The sequence below is a fragment of the Pseudoalteromonas sp. P80D2 genome (assembly GCF_036680945.1).
Classification (GTDB): domain Bacteria; phylum Pseudomonadota; class Gammaproteobacteria; order Enterobacterales; family Alteromonadaceae; genus Pseudoalteromonas; species Pseudoalteromonas shioyasakiensis.
This window is the reverse complement of record NZ_JAZDAR010000029.1, coordinates 55,405-69,742: the sequence shown is the minus strand read 5'-3', so window position 1 is coordinate 69,742 and position 14,338 is coordinate 55,405. Positions and strand designations below refer to the sequence as shown.

General features: G+C 40.2%; 15 protein-coding genes. 6 read left to right on the top strand and 9 right to left on the bottom strand.

Going from position 1 to position 14,338, the window contains the following annotated elements; genetic code table 11:
* Window positions 1-112 precede the first annotated feature (112 nt).
* From VRK28_RS07965 to VRK28_RS07955, 3 genes are read right to left on the bottom strand one after another with little or no spacing between them, the layout of a single operon-like run.
* Complete coding sequence (locus VRK28_RS07965) at window positions 113-589, bottom strand: TlpA disulfide reductase family protein (protein ID WP_082710901.1); 477 nt, start codon at window positions 587-589, stop codon at window positions 113-115.
* Window positions 586-1,476, bottom strand: a complete 891-nt coding sequence (locus tag VRK28_RS07960) for a spermidine synthase (protein ID WP_062565451.1) — start codon at window positions 1,474-1,476, stop codon at window positions 586-588. The genes VRK28_RS07965 and VRK28_RS07960 overlap by 4 nt, the downstream gene beginning before the upstream one ends.
* Window positions 1,461-2,087 (bottom strand): fused MFS/spermidine synthase, encoded by a 627-nt coding sequence (locus VRK28_RS07955; protein WP_062565452.1) that lies wholly within the window; start codon window positions 2,085-2,087, stop codon window positions 1,461-1,463. Before VRK28_RS07955 ends, VRK28_RS07960 begins: the two co-directional genes overlap by 16 nt.
* 192 nt (window positions 2,088-2,279) lie before the next feature.
* Here VRK28_RS07955 and VRK28_RS07950 point away from each other — a divergent pair, with 192 nt between their 5' ends.
* Window positions 2,280-2,738, top strand: coding sequence for a GyrI-like domain-containing protein (locus VRK28_RS07950; protein WP_062565453.1), 459 nt, complete (start codon window positions 2,280-2,282; stop codon window positions 2,736-2,738).
* A 68-nt stretch (window positions 2,739-2,806) separates the two neighbouring features.
* Here VRK28_RS07950 and VRK28_RS07945 read toward each other — a convergent pair whose 3' ends face one another.
* A complete protein-coding gene (locus VRK28_RS07945; RefSeq protein WP_062565924.1) occupies window positions 2,807-3,469 on the bottom strand; it encodes an FMN-dependent NADH-azoreductase in 663 nt (220 codons plus the stop codon).
* Between the two features lie 119 nt (window positions 3,470-3,588).
* Between VRK28_RS07945 and VRK28_RS07940 the strand changes: the two genes are divergently transcribed.
* The 3 genes from VRK28_RS07940 to VRK28_RS07930 all read left to right on the top strand — a co-directional run bounded on the left by VRK28_RS07940 (window position 3,589) and on the right by VRK28_RS07930 (window position 6,822).
* Window positions 3,589-4,437 carry a LysR family transcriptional regulator gene (locus tag VRK28_RS07940; RefSeq protein ID WP_130167498.1) on the top strand — a complete coding sequence of 283 codons (849 nt, stop codon included), beginning with the start codon at window positions 3,589-3,591 and terminating at the stop codon, window positions 4,435-4,437.
* Between the two features lie 70 nt (window positions 4,438-4,507).
* Complete coding sequence (locus VRK28_RS07935; protein ID WP_062565454.1) at window positions 4,508-5,518, top strand: alpha/beta hydrolase family protein; 1,011 nt, start codon at window positions 4,508-4,510, stop codon at window positions 5,516-5,518.
* A gap of 227 nt (window positions 5,519-5,745) precedes the next feature.
* Window positions 5,746-6,822 (top strand): sel1 repeat family protein, encoded by a 1,077-nt coding sequence (locus tag VRK28_RS07930; protein ID WP_062565455.1) that lies wholly within the window; start codon window positions 5,746-5,748, stop codon window positions 6,820-6,822.
* Window positions 6,823-7,002: 180 nt separating this feature from the next.
* Here VRK28_RS07930 and VRK28_RS07925 read toward each other — a convergent pair whose 3' ends face one another.
* The 3 genes from VRK28_RS07925 to tmpT all read right to left on the bottom strand — a co-directional run bounded on the left by VRK28_RS07925 (window position 7,003) and on the right by tmpT (window position 10,973).
* Entirely contained in the window at window positions 7,003-9,333 is a 2,331-nt protein-coding gene (locus VRK28_RS07925; protein ID WP_062565456.1) for a S9 family peptidase, read from the bottom strand.
* A gap of 94 nt (window positions 9,334-9,427) precedes the next feature.
* On the bottom strand, window positions 9,428-10,228 hold the full coding sequence (locus tag VRK28_RS07920; protein WP_062565457.1) for a DODA-type extradiol aromatic ring-opening family dioxygenase: 801 nt from the start codon (window positions 10,226-10,228) through the stop codon (window positions 9,428-9,430).
* A 112-nt stretch (window positions 10,229-10,340) separates the two neighbouring features.
* Window positions 10,341-10,973 carry a thiopurine S-methyltransferase gene (tmpT, locus tag VRK28_RS07915; RefSeq protein WP_062565458.1) on the bottom strand — a complete coding sequence of 211 codons (633 nt, stop codon included), beginning with the start codon at window positions 10,971-10,973 and terminating at the stop codon, window positions 10,341-10,343.
* Between the two features lie 97 nt (window positions 10,974-11,070).
* On the opposite strand from tmpT, the gene VRK28_RS07910 reads away from it, so the two are divergent.
* Window positions 11,071-11,952 carry a LysR family transcriptional regulator gene (locus tag VRK28_RS07910; protein WP_062565459.1) on the top strand — a complete coding sequence of 294 codons (882 nt, stop codon included), beginning with the start codon at window positions 11,071-11,073 and terminating at the stop codon, window positions 11,950-11,952.
* Here VRK28_RS07910 and VRK28_RS07905 read toward each other — a convergent pair.
* Window positions 11,947-12,522, bottom strand: a complete 576-nt coding sequence (locus VRK28_RS07905; protein ID WP_062565460.1) for a DJ-1/PfpI family protein — start codon at window positions 12,520-12,522, stop codon at window positions 11,947-11,949. The genes VRK28_RS07910 and VRK28_RS07905 overlap by 6 nt on opposite strands.
* Before the next feature lie 126 nt (window positions 12,523-12,648).
* On the opposite strand from VRK28_RS07905, the gene VRK28_RS07900 reads away from it, so the two are divergent.
* Complete coding sequence (locus VRK28_RS07900) at window positions 12,649-13,353, top strand: hypothetical protein (RefSeq protein ID WP_054563110.1); 705 nt, start codon at window positions 12,649-12,651, stop codon at window positions 13,351-13,353.
* A 29-nt stretch (window positions 13,354-13,382) separates the two neighbouring features.
* On the opposite strand, the gene VRK28_RS07895 is transcribed toward VRK28_RS07900, so the two are convergent.
* Window positions 13,383-14,327 (bottom strand): hypothetical protein, encoded by a 945-nt coding sequence (locus VRK28_RS07895; RefSeq protein ID WP_156426477.1) that lies wholly within the window; start codon window positions 14,325-14,327, stop codon window positions 13,383-13,385.
* Window positions 14,328-14,338 lie beyond the last annotated feature (11 nt).

Here is a 14,338-nt window from a genome sequence, read left to right as displayed (position 1 = left end):
GCTAACTATCTTAATATAGTTAGCATGCTAAGTAAATATTGGTGCAATTAATAAAATAGATAGCTGCGTTCGATAAAAGCGAACAACAGCAAAAGTTATCTGATAGATAACACTATTTAGCAATTAACTCTTTGATATGGCTTTCATAGAGGTCTAATTTATCAGCAACAAATCCTGTGTGTTGGAATCGTACTATGCCTTCTTTATCAATTAAAAAGCTGCTCGGCATCCCTTTAAGTTGGTATTGCCTGCCAATAACAGCGTCTGGGTCATAAATAATATTAAAGTTCACTGCAAACTCAGCTAAAAATGCATCGGCATCACCGCGCTCAACATCAATATTTACAGCTATCACTTCAAGCCCTTGCTGTTGATACTTGCTCTGCATCGCTATAAACCAAGGAAACGAGCGTCGGCACGGGCTGCACCAAGATGCCCAAAAATCGAGTAACACGACTTGCCCTTTGTATTGATTTAATAGTTTAGACAACTGCTGCTGACTTGCAGCTAAAGGTGGGGGAGAAGGGGGCTCTGCCATAGCAGCAGAGCTGGTAAATAAAAGACATGCAATTAAGGCGTATTTGATCATTGATAATTTAATAAATTCGCTGGTGAATATTGGTCAGTGAGCACCTTGGTATCCGCTGGCCAATCTTGATTACCCTTAGTATAAAACAAATGCTCGCTGAGTAACTGCAAATCAACATCGTAAGGGGTTAGCTTATTTGCGAGTTTGTTGACGCGTTCGGCTAACTGTTGCTGGCTAGGCATAGTCTCGAAGCCAGCTAAAATAATGCGATTAGAGTTTTCATCGGTCACAACATTAACAAAGTCACCAAACACATCGAAGTAAGTTGCCGACTCATGCTGGTACAATTTACTCGATGAAAAAGTATTTGCAGCGACAATTCCGCCATCAGCCAAAACACTTTTTACTTCCGCAAAAAACTCCTTAGTGAGGAGGTGCTCAGGGATATAATCGCCGTTAAAGGCATCAAGAATAATCCAATCGTACTTTTGTTTTTTAAGTGCGGCACGTTTAATAAAAATTCGGCCATCTTGCACCTTAGACGTTACGTTATTAGTTTCTACAAAGCTAAAATAATCACGGGCAACTTTTATTACCGCGGGGTCAATTTCGACATTTTCGATATGAGCGCTAGGGTAAAGCTCATGAATGGTATTAGAGAGTGAACCTCCTCCTAAACCTATGATCAATACATTTTTAGGATCATCAATAAATAGTAAGCTTGCGAACGTCATTTTGGTGTAATTAAACACCAGCTTTTTAGGCTCACTCTTATACATACAACTTTGCGTACTTTTACGGGTTTTTTCGTTAAATTTTAAACACAGTAAATCGCCTGTCTTCTCCACTAAAATATTTCGATAAAGCGAGCGCTCTTTATGTATTACTTCGGCTAAGCTGCTAAAAGGCAATGTCATGAGCAAACAAACCATTAAGACTCTAAACATACAGTACGCTCCTTTGTTTTTATTTGACTAACCGCAATTGCAAGCAAACCAAGCGCGCCTAATACCGCTGCAAAGGTTTTAATGATGTCGTTAACATCAAACGCTAACACCATATAAAAAGAGGTAATAATCGTACCAAGCGCACTACCTAGGGTGCTCACAAAATACAAACCACCGGCAACCTGGCCACTTTTTTCATGATCGGTAACCAATAATCGCACTGAGTAAGGTGAGATCATACCGAGTATTGTTGTAGGAATAAAAAACAACGCCGTTGATGCCAGCAACGAGCCGTAACGACTGTCTTCAACATGGGTGAAAATAAAGGTCATAATTGGCTCAGCAAACAATACTATTGGCACCACCATAATACTCGCTACAAAGAAAATGAGACCATATTTAGTTAACGAAGGATTGCGGGTTGAGAGCTTACCGCCAAGTAAATAGCCGAAAGATAAGCTCAACATAAATACAGTGATAATACTGCCCCATATATGCACACTGCTACCAAAGTACGGCGCTAAAATTCGCCCGCCTAAAAGCTCAATTCCCATAATGCAAAAGCCGCTACTAAAGGCTAAAAAGTAGATAAGCGCATTGATTTTATTCATTAAACACCCGCTGATTTTGTTGTTATTTTACCCATCTTAACCTGATGCAGATAAGGATGCCATGACTGTTTTTTAAGCTGTAAAGGCCGTTGACAAAATATAGTCTTTTTAAAATAAATAATTAAAAAGGCTAGGTTAAAGTACATGTGCTCTGGTATTTTACTGGGAACAAATTAAGCAAGGATAAATGCAATGGATCAGCAAGTAACACACATCAATATCGACAACCCAACGACTTTATTTGGCCTCAAAGTTCGCACCAGCAATATTAATGAAATGAGTGGGGAAAGTGCCAAAATAGCGGGCCTATGGCAGCAGTTTTACACAGACATAGCGCCAAAATTAACCCCATCTAGTCAAGTTTATGGCGTGTATACTCATTATGAATCTGATGTCACAGGGGAGTTTGATGTCTTTGCGTGTACTGACATGCAAGTCACATCATCAGAGATAGAACAAACTACACTCGCCACAGGTAACTACCTTCGCTTTAGTGGCAAAGGAGCAATGCCACAAACCGTCATCGATGTTTGGGGCCAAGTTTGGCAGTACTTTAGTAATGAACAGTGCCCTCATATTCGTGCATATAAAACTGACTATGAGTTTTATAAAAGCAGTGAAGAAGTTGAAGTATTCATTTCAGTTGAATAACGCCAACCCCTATTTTTAGTGTAAAGCCCCATTACAGATAAAGCCGCTTATTGCGGCTTTTTGTTTGCTTAATTGGCGTATCTCAGCGCTAATTGTTCTGCTTTAGCATAAGCGTTAGTCAAAGAACGTTGATGTCTTTGGTCGTTAAATTCTTGATACTCACAGGCAATTTCATCAATGTGCTCAGCACCTAAATACTTACTCAAGGTTTTAATGTGCGGCACTAAATGGCTCATACTCTCGCGTATACCACCGACCTCAAAACCAAACTCACCCGTTGAGGTAATAACCAGCAAACGTTTACCTGTTAACAATGGTTGCAAAGGAAAATCCCCCCGCTGCAAGTCAAAATCAAACGTTTTATTGATCCTAACGATTTGATCAAACCATGCTTTTAATTGCGCAGGCATGCCATAGTTATACATAGGCGTTGATATCACTATGGTATCAGCCTTAACTAATTCATTTATCAATTCATCAGATTCAGCCAGTACTTCTTTTTGCTCTAGCGTTAACTTGTTGGCTGGCGTAAACACAGCACCAATCCAAGATTGATTAATAAAGGAAGGTGGATTAATCCCAACATCACGATAAATATACTCAGCTATAGCATTATTTTGCTGTAAATGATTTACAAATTTCTTAGCAATATTTTTAGAGATTGAATCATGATTAGGGTTTGCATTTTTAGCTGAACGCACACTAGCATCAATGTGTAGCAGAGTAGTCATAGTAAATACCTCATTAGTTAATGAGTTGGTATCATCAATAAATAAGGGATATTTAACAAACGAGTTATTATTTACCATAAGTAAGTTATACTCACCTATAAATTTAGGTGGGTTTAACTATGCACATATCATTACAAGCTTTAAAAGCCTTTGAGTCAGCTGCGAGACTAGGTAGCTTTAAAGCAGCCGCCGCTGAGCTTGCGATTACACCTACAGCGGTATCGCACCACATTGCGAACCTAGAAAGCCGCTTAAATATTGACTTATTTCATCGCGAAGTGAGAAAGATTACCTTAACTCCATCAGGCGAGTACCTGAGCCAAAACACAACTAGCGGCTTTAAGCTTATTTTTGCGGCAATAGAACAATTGAGCCAAGCACATAACCAAGTACGCATCACCACAACATCATCTCTAGCAGCCCTAAGATTAATACCCGCTTTAGATGAGCTTTATAGCGAGAAACCACATTTACAGCTTGATATATCAACCAGTGAAACTTTAGATAAGCAACTGCATACCTTGCCTGTTAGGTTAGGAAATAGTGAGGAAGTAAACAAAGCAGATATCATCAAATATGAGCGCTTTGATATGTTTGCGGCAAACGCGCAACAAAGCGCCCCTTGGCTTGATAAACAGGTTACTTTATACACCAGCCAATGGAAAAATAATGCCCTACCAGCCCCACCATTAACGCGGTGGCTCAAAGTAAATAACCTAAGTGATTCATGTTTCAAGGTAAAAACATTCGATCAAGAGCTGTTTGGTATAAATCAGGTGCTCGCCAATAAAGGTGTGGTGTTTTGCTCAAACACCTTAGTACAACCATACCTAGATGCAGGGTTACTAACATCGTTTAATAGCCAAGATGTTGAATCAAAACTGTGTTACTACATTCCCGAAAAGTCTCGCTTTGAAACAGCAACACATAATGTTGTGATTGAATGGCTTGAGCGGTTACTGAATTAATGATGTACAAATAACCATCATTTAAGTTACTGTGGTTTAGTAACTTTTAGTCACCAATAAGGATGTTGTTGTGTATAAATTACTACTCTTTGCTAGCCTATTTCTCGCTGTTTTTTCTACCAGCGCAGCGAAAATTATCGATGATGAACACGTCACAAAAGAAACAGACTGCTTCACAGGTATCTTTGCTGACTATGATTCGTGGCATCAATTTATTGCGCAAAAGAATAAACGCAAAGCTAAAAACGAAGAAGCATACTTAAAGCGCATTAAAGCCTTTGAAGAAACCTTTCCACAAGATATGTTCGATAACTTTAAAGCTAATTTAACCTGCCATAATTTTAAATATCAGGTCGATAATGTTGAGGTGCTTGGTTATATCATCAAACCTAAAGTCATCAAGAATAAGCTTCCAGTATTAATTTATAACCGCGGCGGTAACGGTAATTTTGGCAGTGTTTATTTTGCAGCAATGATGCGCAATTTATTTCCTTTAGCAGAGCAAGGCTTTGTGGTTATCGGCAGCCAATACCGCGGTACATTAACTAAAAATGATGATTTAGATGAGTTTGGTGGCAAAGATGTTAACGACGTACTTGCGCTTATAGATTTTATTCCTCACATAGCAGGTGCAGATGAAAGCCGCATTGGCATGTTAGGAGTAAGTAGAGGCGGTATGCAAACCCACCTTGCGATGCAACACACAAACAAGATAAAAGCCATTGCAACCATTGCAGGGGCGACTGATTTAGTCAAAGAGCTTACGTTTAGACCTAACATGGAAAAAAACGTGTATGTGCGTCGTATCCCCAATTATAAAGAGAACAAACAAGCAGAGCTTGAAGCACGCTCTGTGATGAACTGGGTTGATAAGCTATCACCTAAAGTGCCCATATTACTTATTCATGGCAGTGACGATAAACGAGTATCGGTCGAAAACTCAATTCAATTTGCCAAAGCGCTAGATAAGCATCAAATACCTCATAAACTTGTGGTGTATGAAGGTGATAACCACTTTTTAATGAACCATAAAGAACAACTTGAATCAGAGCTAGTTAATTGGTTTAACAGCTATTTGTAAGTTTAAAGGGTCAAAACCCTCTCTAACGAACTAGCTAACAAAGTTTTTAAAGCCATTATGAATCAAAAGGTAAAATCTTGAATAAATTTTATCTTGATAAGATTATTATCAAGTAAGGTGTTATGGTGAGTATTTTTTAATACTATTAAATCAGGCTTTATAGACAATTACATATTATCTATCAACAAGCTAAAAGAATAAATGGGTCTCTATTAAGGAAACTAAAAATGACAAGGAAATGGCTTTTTGCATTATGCTGCAGTATTTTTTCAAGCTCAGTCGTTGCGGTAACTATTGAGGATGTGAATGTAGCAATTAATGATACTTTCAATTATTTACATTCTAATAAATCTATCACAGAGATCGATGAAAAACGCCTTCAAAATAATATTGATATCCTTGAGTCAGGCTCTCGAGAAATGACATTTTCTCCTGAAGATTTTGCAATCATACTACGCGCTCAGTTAAATGCCGCCGAAGCTATTAATAGAAAGTACAAATTTAATAACCTTCCTATCGATGTTTCTCAAGTACAAAAACTACTTAATAACTTAGATGACTTAAAAGAAGTAACTGACTCATATCTAGGTGACCTTGAATATACTGCGGGACAAATTTCAGCTCATCAATTAGATAATTACAGCTTAGCTTATCGTTATTGGTCAACGTGTGGGGAATCAGGTCATGCTGGGTGCATGAATATATTAGCATCTAGCTACGAAAGTGGTGAATTTGTTGTGGAGCAAGATCTTGATAAAGCAGTCTATTGGCATTCCAAAACAATAAATACCGGTATACGTTGGATGTGTGCAGGACTGTTTTCAGCACGCCGATTAGCAATCCTTAATACAATAGGCATAGAGACTCATAAATCAACATCTTTTTGGCTAGATACAGCTTCAGAACTGAGAGCAAAATTAGCAACTCATACGGATAAACCAGGTGTCTGTGATGAAGACAGTGAATATTTGCTTAACTATGTTTTACTTGGTTTTGATGATAAATGGCTCGATAAAATAGCAAAAATAAAACTAGATTCAAAAAATATAGTTAATAATGGCCGAGAAAAGTATTTATCTCTTTTTAGTAAGGCTAAAACGATTGAAGAATTACAGCCAGCGTTAGATATTATGTATGATGACAATAGACGCTGTATTGGCGCAGAGGAATTTGCGTTAAAAGTACGAAGAGATAGCACAGCATTGAGTCAGATTTTAAACTACGTATCAAATTTAGACCCTGAACAATGTGCTGCAGAAAAATATACCATCAACCGCCTACACCAACAAAGTATGGCAGATTAAAAGAGAGACCATGTCACTATAGAATTACAATAGACAAAACTTTTTCCTTATCAAATTTATACATAACCCTCGTAATTTTTTCGTGTAACGGGGGTTTACAGTTTGCATAAAAAAACCGCAGCTTAATGTCTAAGCTGCGGTCTTAATGTCTAAGCTGCGGTATTTTTTAATAAAGCATATTTACTTGTTAAGTAAATGCTTTTCGAAGAAGTTAGCCATCATAGTGTGATAGTGCAGGGTAGTGCCTTTACCTTCTCGTAGGCTGTGAGAACGGTTCGGGTAAGAGAAAAACTCGAACTGTTTATTGTGCTTAACTAATTCGTTAATTAAACGCTCTGAGCCTTGGTAGTGTACATTATCATCTCCGGTACCGTGGATCAGTAGCAACTTACCTTGCAGGTCTTTTGCAAAGGTGATCGGAGACGTGTTGTCGTAACTTTCAGGATCAGTATTTGGGTTACCCGCATAGCGCTCTTGGTAGATAGTATCGTACAAGCGAATATCAGGCACTGGGGCAGAGGCAATCCCAACTTTATATTTATCACCATGGCGGAATAACAAATTAAGCGTTGAACTACCACCACCTGAGTGACCCCATACACCAACACGGTCGGTATCAATGACATCCCAACGTTTTACCATTGCATCTAGGGCGTCAACTTGGTCACGCACGGTTATAGAGCCTATTTTTTTGTAGATAGACTTACGCCAATCTCTGCCCTTTGGTGCGCGCGTGCCGCGGTTATCAACTGAAGCAACAATAAAGCCTTGCTGAGTTAGATACGACTTGTATAAGTAACTGTTACCTTCCCAGCGATCTTGTACTGTTGAGCCCCATGGCTCACCGTAAACATAGAAAACGATTGGGTATTTTTTGCTTTTATCCATATTCGCTGGGAACATGATGTAGCCATCAAGCTCAACACCATCGCGCGCATTAACCGTAAAGAACTCGTGAGTCGGTAATTGCTCAGTCGCTAATTTCTCTTTTAATGCTTTGTTCTCAACTAAGGTTTTCACATTACTGTGATCGCTTACTTTGATGATCTCTTTCATTGGTGGGGTGCCAAATTTAGAGAAAGTATGCATTGCCCAAGAGGTATCTTTAGACATGTAATAGCTGTTTGAACCATCAAATGACGCAGGCGTTACGCGCACCGGTTTAGAGCTGCCATCAAGCGAGGTACGGAATAAGTAACGCTGGCCCGGATCATCCGGTGATGCAGTAAAGTACATAACGTTTTTATCTTCGTTGAGCGCTAACATATCAATGATGTCGTACTCGCCCGGTGTTAAATCGACTATCGTTTTACCATCGCGAGATACACGGTACAAATGGCGCCAGCCATCACGCTCACTGTGCCAAATAAAGAACTTACCGTCTTTTGACCAGTTTGCTTTATAAAACCATTCAATAAAGGCATCGTCTTTATCTTCAAGAATTTTAGTCAGCTGCTGTTTTTGCCAGTCGAATAACCAAACCTTGTTGTGGCTTTGCGGGCGGTTAAGATCTTGGATCATCAAAGATTCACCAGTGCCTGCCCAGCTAATACGTGGAATATAACGATCGCGATTATCACCACCTAGTTCAGCCCAACGGGTTTTCTTGTCATTAAGACTAACCACCCCCACTTTAACCGCAGAGTTCATCTCGCCGGCTTTTGGATACGGGAATTCTTTAAGGGTAGGGTAGAGATCATCGGTGTTATTGATCATGGTGAAGTATTTCACGCCACTGGTATCAAGCTGCCAATAGGCAATTGATTTGTTGTCTGGACTCCAGCGAAAACCATCACGAATGGTAAATTCTTCTTCGTATACCCAGTCAAAATTACCATTAACAATGGTGTCGTTACCGTCAGTGGTTAAAGCAGTCACAGCCTTGCTGCCGACTTTTTCCATGTAGATATTGTTATCACGCACGTAAGCTACTTTTGAGCTATCTGGTGAGAACTTAGCAAACATCAGCTTTTTCGCTTCGATGTTTTCGCCACCTAACTGATACAGCGAATCAGTTTCGAGGTTTAATAGCCAAAAATCACCACGGCTACGTGAGCGCCACACTTGCTCGCCATTGGTAAAAACCATCAGCCATTTACCATCTTTAGACCATTGATAGCTTTCAACAGTGAGTGGCTCTTTATCACCTTTGGGAATTAATTTTTCGTAGCTAACCAGTACCTTACGACCCGTGACATCAGCGTTATAAAACACAATATCATTGCCTTTTACGCCGTGCTCATCGTCTTTAGCTTTGTCGTCTTGGTTGTTTTTATCGCTTTCGCGCTCTTCAAGTACCGTATAACCAGTACCATCATCGAGCCACGTAAAATAGGTGCTACGCTCAGCTTTAAAGTCTTTTTCTTTATAAATTTGTTCAAGCGAGAGCGAATTAGCCGTTGCGTTCACTGTTGCTGATGGTGTGCTTACTTGCTCTGTACTTGAGCATGCTTGCAAACCTAAACCCGCAACCACAGCAAACGCAAGGGTTGATGTTTTTATCAAGTTCATTTTGTTGTTCCTAGGTTTTAACTTACCTAGCGTACCAAAATAAACTTATAAAATCTGAGCTTTTATCGTGTTATCAGGGGGGTTGAACTTAAACTCAATCGTCCCACAAGAACATACTGGCTTGCTTATTGGCAATACGTAGTTCGTAGATATCACTACAAGGGCGCATCGCCGCACCATAGCAAACATGTAACGGCAATAAGTGCTCTTCTCGAGGATGACTAAAACGCGCCACAGGGGCCATTTGCCATTCTAATAACTTAGCTTGTCGCTGCTGTTCACTCAGTTCAGTATTGCCACAGACATCGACTAACCATTGCTCAAAAGCCATATTTTGCGCTTTAATTTCAGCGGTTTCAGGGGTGAAAAATGCGCGCATATTATGAAAAGTAAAGCCAGAACCAATGATCAATAAATTATCGTAATCAAGCTGTTGTAAAGCCTCACCTATCGCTAGGTGTAAGCTCGGCTCAAGGCTTGGATGTAACGACAATTGCACACAAGGTATATCTGCTTCTGGATACATAATTTTCAAAGGCACATACATACCGTGATCAAAGCCACGAGATGGGTTTAATGTGCTATCGATATTAGCTTTTGCCAATGCTTGATGTACTTTTTCGGCAAGGGCTGGTTCACCTGGGCTTGGGTACTCAATACTGTAAGCAGGCTCAGGAAAACCATAGTAATCATAAATTAGCTCAGGAGCTGCGCTCGAAGTAATGCTAATAGGGTTCGCTTCCCAGTGCGCACTCACCATCAAAATAGCTGACGGCTTTTGAATTTTTGCAGCAATAGACTGCAAACAAGTGACCATATCGGCATGACTTGGATCGCCAAGTAAAGGCATAGGACCGCCGCCATGAGAAACAAAGAAAACGCGTGGCTTTTGCATAAATGTGCTCCTTAAATACACTTTTCACTATAGTGCACGCACAGAGATACAAAAACTAGCCAGAAAAACGCACAACTAGAGTGTGAATTTACACACCACTAGTTTGTAAGTACTAACTTAAATGCCAAGCTACGTTCATGGCGGGGACTTGCCCTTTTAAGCCACCTTCGAGAGGTTCCTTGCACAGTAATGTTAGTTGATAAAAAGCATCGTAGTGCTGATGTAGCTCATCGGCGACTACACTAAACGGCGGGCCCGAAAACTCATTTTGCTGATACTCAAAGACCACCACTAATTGTTTAGCTCTATTGGTCAACTCTAGTAAATGCTGGGTATAGCGAATGCGCATTGGCTTTGGCAGCGCAACTAAGGCAGCACGGTCATAAACCGCGTTGATAGTGCCAAGTTCATTCGCGGTCAGTGCAAAGATATCACCTACCCAAACGGTTAGATTTGCGCCTTGGTAACGTAATAGCTCGCCGTGTTGGCTGATTTCGGGTTCTAGCTTTAACTCATCAAATAATTGCTTAATGGCAATCTCACTAAGCTCAGCCCCAACAACACGCATACCTTGTGCTAGCAAATAATGAATGTCGTGAGTTTTTCCGCACAGTGGTACAAAAACAGTATCGCCTTGCTGCAAATTCAAGTTAGTAAAATACTGATCTAGATAACGGTTAACGTCTCCTTCATGAAAACCAATTTCGTTATTTTCCCAACGTTGATGCCAATGCTTTGCGTCCATTACATACTCCTAAAATGTTTCAATAAAAACATGATAACTAATTACAAAAATGCTAAAAATAGCAAGATAAACAAACTATGATTGCATAAATGAGAACATGATTGACGATATTGCCCTATTCATACAGATTGTTAAACAAGGCGGCCTAAGTAATGCGGCTGAAAGCTTGTCGTTGCCTACCGCAACAGTATCGAGACGCTTGCAACGACTTGAGCAACGCCTAGGCGAGCAGCTTTTAAATCGCTCAGCAAGGCAATGCACGTTAACACAAGCAGGAGAGGTGTATTTTCAAAGTTATGTTGAATTAATTGAGCAATTTGAACAAACTCACCGCCAACTTAATGAGCAAAAAGCACAATTGTCAGGAAAGCTTAAAGTTTTAGCACCTCTGAATATTAGTCATGGTTTCTTAAAGCCGATGTGGCTCGCATTCACTAAACAGTACCCTGATATTCAACTTGAGCTACTGCTTAATAACCAACTTGTAGATCTCAGTAAAAGCCAAGCTGATATAGCAATAAGAGTCGGGCCGCAGGCTGATTCTATGCTCCATCAGAAAAAGTTAGGCAGTGTTGATACCTTATTTGTAAGCACAAAAGCATACCTTGATTCGTCACCTACCATAGAAGAGCCTGCAGATTTAAAACAGCATAGGTTAATTGGTACCACGTTGAGAAATAAATGGCAGCTAACTAATACACAAACAAATGCAACTCATACTCACATGTGCCGCTTTGCTAGTACTTTTAACGATACTGGATTTGTAAAATACTTAGTTTGTGATGAGCAAGGTATCGCTTTGTTACCTCGGTTTGAGGTTATCGATGAATTAAAGTCTCAGCAGTTAGTTCAAGTACTGCCACACTGGCGAGGAGAAAACCGCGACATTTATGCCATCTGGCCAAGCGCACGTTTACTGAGTAAAAAGGCTGCCTGTTTAAAACAGTTTATAACCGACTATATTGCTGAACAATTATAACGTCTGCCATTTATATTCCATCTGTTTGGCGGTCAGTAGGGCGTGTTCGTAACTAATAAATTCAGCGACTAACGCTAGGCTCATATCAATGCCTGCAGAAATTCCTCCTGAGCTGGTAAACTTACCGTCGGTGACCCAACGAGTATCTGCAATCACATTGAGATCAGAAAACAAAGCAGCCAGCTCAGGTTGATCTTGCCAATGAGTCGTGACATTTTTACCGTTCAAAAGCCCTGTTTTGGCAAGCAAAAACGCCCCCGTACAAACACTCGCAACACGCTTGGTGTTAGTGGCTGTGTGTTTTAACCAAGTAATAACCTCTGCTTTTTCTAGCTCTCGTGTATGGTCACCACCAACCACAACAAGGAGATCAAGCGAAGGGCAGTCAGCAAAGCTGTAATGGGGGTTTACACTATAACCACCGCGGGCAAGTACAGGACTATCACTTTCGGCAATTAAACTCACTTGCCAATCATTATTCGCTAGGCGCTTAGCAGTACTAAACACCTCAAACGGACCTGAGAAATCGAGTACTTCGGCATCATCATAGATGTAAATTCCAATATTCATACAATTGTTCCTATTATGTGGATTTATTTCTCAAGTAAAAAAACGTACTATGCCATTTTTGCAGTTCGTTAATGACATATTATTAAATTGCGCACTGTATACAAATAAAACTTCAAGGCATTGTTAATGCGTTTTTTATTCTTATTGAGCGTGCTGCTGGTTGGTTGTAAAACAACACAGCAAAGCGTTGCTGAAATTAGTGAAGTATCGCCGGGCACTATTTATTTTCAGGGCGAAACATCAAAGCAAAATGTTGAAAAGTTCGAACAGTTATTAGTAAGTAGCGATCAACAAATCAACACCTTGGTTATTAATAGCCAAGGTGGTGATGTGATGGCGGGTTTACATTTAGGTGGCTTAGTTCATGAATATCAACTCGATGTTGTGGTACACGAGCTTTGTGCATCGTCTTGTGCAAACTATGTACTTACCGCAAGCCCACATGTCCTCGTTGAAGAGCAAGCCGTTATCGGCTGGCATGGGGGCTCATTACAGCCATTATACGTGCCCATGGAGCAACCGCCTGAGGTCGCTAGCTATATAGCAAAATGGCAAGCCGCAGAGCGACAATTCTTCGATATCATTAATGTTGAACAGGCAGTTACTATCATAGGTATGATGCCTGGTATTACAGAGAAACGTGATTCTGCTATTTATAGTTACGACGCCCAAACCCTGAAGCGTTTAGGGTTGCATATTGAGTTTGCTGGTGCGCAAACAGGGATGTCAGCAAGTGGCGAAAAACTAGCGCAGGTATTCGAACTTGAAGAGTCTGTACTTAACCACTTTTTGATGCTCAACGATATTGTTTCAGCAGAACTTATTAACTAATAAAAAGCCAACATGACGTTGGCTTTTTATTAGTTATGTTGGCTAAGCCAAGAGTGGATTTGTTTAGCACTTCTTGGTGACACTATTTCAGCACGACGTTTTAACTCTTTATGCCACGCCAGATCATTTAAAGCCGCATCACTTAATGGCGCGTTTCTGTCTGTGTTTTTTAGCACATAATAGGCGTCTACAACATCCGCAAGGCTAATACTATTGCTTGTAGCAAAGCGTTTAGACATTGACGCTAACGGCTTATTCAACGAACTATTAACCGATAAAGGGATCAAGCTGTCGGCAGGGTATGATGATGCAATACCATCGTTTTTCATCGCTGGCCAAATAGTGTATGTGGAGCCCGGTTTTTGCTGCTCAAGTAATGCAATAACAGAACTAAAAGGCGAAGTTTGATTGCTTATAACTACCGGCATTTTAAACGTGTGGAATGCACCAAAGAGTAAGATTGCACGGCGCTGCTTAGCGAAAACATGCTGATTTATAGCCTCTAAATAGCCAGTTTCACGGCTACGCTCTAGCTTTTGCCAATCCTCTTTAGAGAGGGTTTGCCAGTTCATTGCAGGCTCAGCAAGGACAAGGCGAACTTTATGTTCACGGGAACTATTAAGCTGTTTTAACTTTAAAACTAATTGCTCATAAACATCATATTGCCATGCCATAAAATACAGGGTGTCGCGCCAAATGTGCCTTACGTCATCAATGCTTATATTCTGTTTGCTCAACAAATATTGATCAGCTAAATCTTGATACCGCGCATTACCAAACTCAACGACAAGATCATCAATCTGCTGCCAGTTACTAGGCTCATCTAAGTATTTAATAAGCCTAGTAACAACATGCTCGCTGCCATGAACATCACCAATCGCAACGAGTTTATTAGCGTGTAACGCTTTATTAAGTTGGCTGTCGTAATCATAATTTGCAGCTTTGACATTACTTGCAAAACATACAGATGCCAAGACAACAAACC

What these genes read in the sequence shown, in the direction of transcription:
- VRK28_RS07965 (WP_082710901.1), bottom strand. Translation starts at nt 589, where the DNA reads ATGATCAAATACGCCTTAATTGCATGTCTTTTATTTACCAGCTCTGCT.
- VRK28_RS07960 (WP_062565451.1), bottom strand. Translation starts at nt 1,476, where the DNA reads ATGTTTAGAGTCTTAATGGTTTGTTTGCTCATGACATTGCCTTTTAGC.
- VRK28_RS07955 (WP_062565452.1), bottom strand. Translation starts at nt 2,087, where the DNA reads ATGAATAAAATCAATGCGCTTATCTACTTTTTAGCCTTTAGTAGCGGC.
- VRK28_RS07950 (WP_062565453.1), top strand. Translation starts at nt 2,280, where the DNA reads ATGGATCAGCAAGTAACACACATCAATATCGACAACCCAACGACTTTA.
- VRK28_RS07945 (WP_062565924.1), bottom strand. Translation starts at nt 3,469, where the DNA reads ATGACTACTCTGCTACACATTGATGCTAGTGTGCGTTCAGCTAAAAAT.
- VRK28_RS07940 (WP_130167498.1), top strand. Translation starts at nt 3,589, where the DNA reads ATGCACATATCATTACAAGCTTTAAAAGCCTTTGAGTCAGCTGCGAGA.
- VRK28_RS07930 (WP_062565455.1), top strand. Translation starts at nt 5,746, where the DNA reads ATGACAAGGAAATGGCTTTTTGCATTATGCTGCAGTATTTTTTCAAGC.
- VRK28_RS07925 (WP_062565456.1), bottom strand. Translation starts at nt 9,333, where the DNA reads ATGAACTTGATAAAAACATCAACCCTTGCGTTTGCTGTGGTTGCGGGT.
- VRK28_RS07920 (WP_062565457.1), bottom strand. Translation starts at nt 10,228, where the DNA reads ATGCAAAAGCCACGCGTTTTCTTTGTTTCTCATGGCGGCGGTCCTATG.
- tmpT (WP_062565458.1), bottom strand. Translation starts at nt 10,973, where the DNA reads ATGGACGCAAAGCATTGGCATCAACGTTGGGAAAATAACGAAATTGGT.
- VRK28_RS07910 (WP_062565459.1), top strand. Translation starts at nt 11,071, where the DNA reads ATGATTGACGATATTGCCCTATTCATACAGATTGTTAAACAAGGCGGC.
- VRK28_RS07905 (WP_062565460.1), bottom strand. Translation starts at nt 12,522, where the DNA reads ATGAATATTGGAATTTACATCTATGATGATGCCGAAGTACTCGATTTC.
- VRK28_RS07900 (WP_054563110.1), top strand. Translation starts at nt 12,649, where the DNA reads ATGCGTTTTTTATTCTTATTGAGCGTGCTGCTGGTTGGTTGTAAAACA.